At 40.7% G+C, this 6,202-nt stretch carries 6 protein-coding genes; all 6 read left to right on the top strand.

The genetic code is table 11. The annotated features are described in order from the left end of the window. Positions 1 to 1,485, top strand: a 1,485-nt coding sequence (locus AB5443_RS06780) for a right-handed parallel beta-helix repeat-containing protein (protein ID WP_368119601.1), incomplete at its 5' end; no start/stop codon positions are given. Between the two features lie 28 nt (positions 1,486 to 1,513). After that, positions 1,514 to 3,718 (top strand): alpha-L-rhamnosidase C-terminal domain-containing protein, encoded by a 2,205-nt coding sequence (locus AB5443_RS06775; protein WP_277133200.1) that lies wholly within the window; start codon positions 1,514 to 1,516, stop codon positions 3,716 to 3,718. Positions 3,719 to 3,898: 180 nt separating this feature from the next. Next, a complete protein-coding gene (locus tag AB5443_RS06770; protein ID WP_277133198.1) occupies positions 3,899 to 4,222 on the top strand; it encodes a hypothetical protein in 324 nt (107 codons plus the stop codon). Next, on the top strand, positions 4,204 to 4,506 hold the full coding sequence (locus tag AB5443_RS06765; protein ID WP_277133196.1) for a type II toxin-antitoxin system RelE/ParE family toxin: 303 nt from the start codon (positions 4,204 to 4,206) through the stop codon (positions 4,504 to 4,506). Before AB5443_RS06770 ends, AB5443_RS06765 begins: the two co-directional genes overlap by 19 nt. Positions 4,507 to 4,560: 54 nt before the next feature. Further along, positions 4,561 to 5,181: an RNA polymerase sigma factor gene (locus AB5443_RS06760; protein WP_277133194.1), complete on the top strand. Its 621-nt coding sequence runs from the start codon at positions 4,561 to 4,563 to the stop codon at positions 5,179 to 5,181. A 5-nt stretch (positions 5,182 to 5,186) separates the two neighbouring features. Then, the gene (locus AB5443_RS06755; protein WP_195407239.1) at positions 5,187 to 6,179 is read left to right on the top strand and encodes a FecR family protein; all 993 of its coding nucleotides are present in this window, start codon (positions 5,187 to 5,189) and stop codon (positions 6,177 to 6,179) included. Positions 6,180 to 6,202: the final 23 nt, after the last annotated feature.

The following is a 6,202-nucleotide window of genomic DNA, read 5'->3' as shown; positions in this document are numbered from 1 at the left end:
GCATTTAATGGACGACCGTTGGATTTCCGTCAGTTATGGGTGAATGGAGAAAAGGCTGTTCGTGCACGGGATGTGAAAGATTTCGAGAAGATGAATCGCATTTGCAGTGTGGATGAGAAGAACGAAATTCTTTATGTTCCTGCGGTTGCGATGCGCAAGCTCGTAGACAGCAAAGGGAATTTGAAGGCCAGATATGCTGAAATGGTACTTCATCAAATGTGGTGTGTTGCCAATCTCCGTATTCGTTCTGTTGAAATGCAGGGAGATAGTGCGGCGATACGTTTTCATCAGCCGGAAAGCCGTATTCAGTTCGAGCATCCCTGGCCACGACCGATGGTGACAACGGACGGGCATAACTCCGCTTTCTATCTGACAAATGCCTGGGAACTGTTGGATGTGCCAGGAGAATGGTACCATGATATAGAAGCCCGTAAGGTTTATTATTATCCACGGGAAGGGGAGAAGATGCAGGATGCAGATACAGAAGTGATAGTACCTGCCATTGAAACATTGGTGCAGATAGAAGGTACACTAGACCGTCCTGTCTCTAATATCCGTTTTGAGAAAATTACATTCTCGTACACAACTTGGATGCGTCCTTCAGAAAAGGGGCATGTGCCGCTTCAGGCAGGTATGTACTTGACGGATGGATATTGCATCGACCCTAAGATGCAACGGGATTATTTGAATCATCAACTGGATAATCAAGGATGGCTGGGACGTCCTGCGGCGGCTGTCAGTGTAATAGCTGCGAGTCGGATTGATTTTGAGCGTTGCCGTTTTGAACATTTAGGTTCTACGGGACTGGATTATGAAGAAGCGGTTCAGGGTGGCGTTGTTCGTGGTTGTCTTTTCCGTGATATTGCGGGGAATGGTTTGTTAGTCGGCAGTTTTTCTCCGGCTGCCCATGAAACACATTTGCCTTATGAACCTGCTGACAGTCGGGAAGTATGCGCATATCAGCAAATCAATAATTGCTATTTTACAGAAGTTGGTAATGAAGACTGGGGATGTCTCGCTATTGCGGCAGGATACGTGAGGGATATACATATAGAGCATAACGAGATTTGTGAAGTTCCTTATAGTGGTATCAGCCTTGGTTGGGGATGGACGCAGACAGTAAATTGTATGCGCAATAACCATGTACATGCTAATCTGATTCATCATTATGCAAAGCATATGTATGATGTAGCCGGGATTTATACGCTTGGTTCCCAACCTAAAAGCTATGTGACGGAGAATTGTGTTCATAGTATTTATAAACCAAGTTATGTACACGACCCGAATCATTGGTTTTATCTTTATACGGATGAAGGTTCTTCTTTTATTACTGTTCGCGATAACTGGACAGAAGGAGAGAAATATTTGCAAAATGCTAACGGCCCCGGCAATGTATGGGAGAATAATGGTTCGAAAGTGGATACTGCTATTCGTGAACGTGCAGGGTTGGAGAGTGAATATAAGGATTTGTTGAATCTTAGATAGGAATTGATAGAAAGCAGTAGAAAGAACAATGGAAAAGAAATATAAGATATTACTGGCTGCCTTATCTTTGGCAAGCAGCACATTTGCACAAACCTGGATATGGTATCCGGGAGATTATGAAATTTGGTTAGGCAACCAAATGAACAACAGACGTACGGAACGTGGTGCATTTTTCCCCCCTTTTTGGAAAACAGATATCCACTATGTAGTCGTAGAGTTCAGCAAACAACTGAACCTCGCCGAACCGGAAGAAATATTCATTGCTGTCGAGGGAAAATACAGTGTCAAGCTGAATGGAAAACTCCAGTTCGGTATGCCGGAAACGATGACTCTTCCTGCCGGTAAGCACAACTTGAATATAAAGGTTTGGAATCAGTCTACACCACCTGCAATCTATGTAAAAGGAAAAACAGTCAACTCTGATTCTTCTTGGCGGGTGACCTATGAGGATAAAGAATGGATTGACGAAAGCGGTAAAGCCAGTGACACATCCGCCACTATTTACATGGATGCCGGATGTTGGAATTTTGACGGAGCCACCCAACGTCCTTCACAGTTTAAATTAATGCGTGAACCGCATCAACCTGTCTCCAAGGCAGAGCAACCCGAAGGTGGTATTCTGTATGACTTCGGAAAAGAAACCTTCGGATATATCACCCTGAAGAATCTTTCGGGAAAAGGCACTATTGAAATCTATTATGGTGAAAGTCCGGAAGAGGCCAAAGACAAAGCCTATTGCGAAACCTTGGATAAGTTTCTATTGGAAAAGGGGCGGATGACCGACCTTGCCATACGCAGTACATCCCCCTTGAATGATTCTGATAATGGATATACATTAGAGAATAGCAAGGCTTTCCGTTATGTCTATATCACCCATGAACCGGGAGTGACAATCGGTGATGTCTCCATGCAATATGAATATCTTCCCGAAGAATATCGTGGCAGCTTCCGTTGTAATGATGAAGAACTGAACCGGATTTGGGAAGTGGGAGCCTATACGATGCATCTCACTACCCGTGAGTTTTTCATTGACGGTATCAAGCGCGACCGTTGGGTCTGGAGCGGTGATGCCATCCAAAGTTATCTGATGAATTACTATCTTTTCTTCGATAACGAATCAGTGAAACGCACTATTTGGCTGCTTCGTGGTAAAGACCCCGTGACGAGCCATAGTAATACAATCATGGATTATACATTCTATTGGTTCCTTAGCGTATACGATTATTATATGTATAGCGGTGACCGTCATTTTGTAACCCAACTCTATCCGCGTATGCAGACGATGATGGACTACGTACTGGGACGTACCAATAAGAATGGCATGGTGGAAGGAATGACCGGTGACTGGGTATTTGTAGATTGGGCGGACGGCTATTTGGATAAGAAGGGCGAACTTTCCTTTGAACAAGTTCTTTTCTGCAGAAGTCTTGAAACAATGGCTTTGTGTGCAGACCTGGTCGGGGATGCAGATAGTAAACAGAAATACGAAAAACTGGCTGATGCTTTGAAAGCAAAGTTGGAACCAACTTTTTGGAATGACCAAAAACAAGCCTTTGTACATAATTGTGTGAATGGTCAGCAAAGTGATGCAGTGACCCGCTATGCAAATATGTTTTCCGTATTCTTTCAATACTTGGATGCTAAGAAGCAACAAGCTATTAAAAACTCTGTTCTCCTGAACGATAGTATATTGAAAATAACAACCCCTTATATGCGCTTTTACGAACTGGAAGCCCTCTGCGCACTTGGTGAACAAGAGGCAGTAATGAAAGAAATGAAAGCCTATTGGGGTGGAATGTTGAAAGAAGGTGCAACCTCTTTTTGGGAGAAATACAACCCCGAAGAAACCGGAACGCAGCATCTTGCCATGTATGGCCGTCCTTACGGAAAAAGTCTCTGTCATGCCTGGGGAGCTAGTCCTATCTATTTGTTAGGCAAATATTACTTGGGAGTAAAACCTGTAAAAGAAGGATATAAGGAATTCTCCATTGCTCCTGTATTGGGAGGATTGAAATGGATGGAAGGCACCGTGCCCACTCCGAATGGAGACATCCATATCTATATGGACAAGAAAACAATCAAAGTAAAGGCAACGGAAGGCAAAGGCTACCTTACCATTAAGAGCAGCCGCCAACCGAAAGCCAACATAGGAACAGCAGAAAAAGTATCTGAGAATACATGGCGTCTTTGGATTGATTCGCCGGAAGAAAGAATTATTACCTATCGTTTGTAATCTATTTGTTAATTAGTTAGTGGATGGAGTCCTTGATTGATAATTCCTCATTAGAAAAGGGGAATTGTTAATCGGGGACTTTTTTCGTATAGAATATCTGTTGACTGGAAAAAATAGACCTATTAATTTATAGAATCTCCAAACAATTCCTATCTTTGCTACAACAAGCTATTTATGATTATGGCAAAAGTAAAAGAACCTTCAACAACTTATTATTCCAAACCTGTATTTAAGGCTAAGAAAGCGAAGCTTGTTGAACGGATAAAAAAAGAAACAAATCCTGAAAAAATAGAGCAATGTCTTGAAATTTTAGGTGAAGATTCAGAATATAATGAAGCATATTTTGAGTCTTTGATTAACGATGTCAGTTTGAAAGATGCACCTATGCCGGGTATTGTAACTTCAGACGAAGAATTAGATAATAGAATCAAGGCTTCCGAAGCCAGTGGATTGGTTGATGATGCGGAAGTTAATGCTTTTTTCAAATGGATGCTCTCAAAGTAAAATGGAATAAATCTGCTTTTCGGTTGTTTGTGCAGATTGTAAACTGGTATTCATGTAATGTAGGACAAAAAGCAGCTATAAATGTGACACAAGATTTTTTTAATGCAATTCATCATATAAGTCTGCATCCGGAAATTGGTATGTTCGATAAAAAAAGGAGTACTTCTACCAAAATTTACAGAAGTTTTCTAATACATCCCAAATATCGTATGATTTATAGACAGACGAAGACGACCATCAGAATTGTGTATATAGTCTGTAATCAGATGAATCCATCTTTGTAACTTGATAAATTAGCCTTTAATCTTTTTGGAAAAATAACTAATAGAATCTAGGAGATGCTAGACAAGACAGCTCGATATACTGATACAGATGATGAAAAACTCTTTGCCTTGATAGAACAAGGTGATGAAAGAGCTTTCACCCAAGCTTATGAAAGATATCATAAACTATTGTATGTATTAGCTTACCGTTATTTAATGAGTTCCGATATGGCAGAAGATGTAGTGCAGCACGTCTTCACTCGTTTGTGGGAATTCCGCTCGGAATTACATGTGGGAATCAGCCTGAAAAACTACCTCTTTACAATGACGAAAAATCATGTCCTGAACCTGATTCGCAATGAAAACAGCGCTATTGCAAAGAACTATGAGGTGGCACAAATCGCTTCACCTTACGAAGATAATCTGATAGAAAATTTGGAGAAGAAAGAGTTGATGTCCAGTTTTTATAAAGCTGTGGATATGCTTCCTGCTCAGAAAAGGGACATCTGCCTGATGAAAGTTCAGGAAGAACTGACGAATCAGGAGATAGCGGAACGGATGAACTTATCCATAAATACTATCAAGACACATTATTCGGAAGCACTGAAACTTCTCCGTATCCATTTAAGCAAGATGTTAATAATTGTTGTATTCACCACTCTGATGACCGTCTTGAGTGTCCATTTAATAAAGTGATAAAGATGAACAGACCTACTGATAAACAAATAGAAGAAGTACTGGCAGGAATTGCCAGTCCGGAAAATGCAAAATATGTGGCAGAGTGGTTTGCTACGGAAGAGGGTAGCGACTACCTGGAAGCTGCTATGACACGGGATTCCGAGCTTATAAAAAATGAGTTCGCAGATTTGTATGTGAACCATGATATCCCTTCAAAGAAAATACAAGAGCAGATACGGAAGAACATTCGTATGAAGAAGTTGAAACGTATCTGTTTCCGGGTTGCAGCCGTATTGATTCCTGTTGTCTTGATTGTCGGACTTTATATACAACTTAATTCAAAAGTAGACCTGTTTGGCACTTCCGAATATGAAGAAGTAGTTGTAGATAAAGGCGAACGTATACAAATCATGTTTCAGGACGGAACAAAAGTATATATCAATTCTGATTCGAAATTAAGATATCCCAAGAAGTTTGCTTTAAACACCCGGGAAGTTTTTCTTGAAGGAGAAGCCTATTTCGTAGTGGCCAAGAATAAGAACCGTCCTTTTATTGTCAACCTGAACGGGCCGGCAATTCACGTATTGGGAACTTCTTTCAATGTACAGGATTATCCGGAAAACAAGGATATCGTAGTATGTCTGGATGAAGGAAATATAAATATGACTCTACCTACGGAAAAGAAATACCCGGTGCAACCCGGCGAAAGATTGGTATATAACAAAGAGAACAAACAGTGCACCATATCCAAAATGAACGATATGCAACGCTTGTCAATGTGGAAACAGAATGTGATAGTATTTAAAGATACTCCGCTACCGGAAGTCATCAAGGTATTGAACCGCTGGTATGATGTGGACTTTAAAGTAGAAGACGGGCAGGCTTTGAAGTATGTCTATACATTGACATCGGACAATACATTATTAGAGAAAGTATTGATGGATTTAGAGAAAATCGCTCCGGTGAAGTTTGAGTATAATGAAGATAAGAAAGAAGTGATAGTAAAAATGAAATAATATAATCATTAGAAATAAATAAG

The sequence above is a fragment of the Bacteroides sp. RTP21281st1_H5_RTP21281_210402 genome (genome assembly GCF_040918965.1).
GTDB lineage: Bacteria > Bacteroidota > Bacteroidia > Bacteroidales > Bacteroidaceae > Bacteroides > Bacteroides congonensis.
Note: the sequence above shows the minus strand (reverse complement) of the source record. Positions and strands in the feature narration are given on the sequence as shown.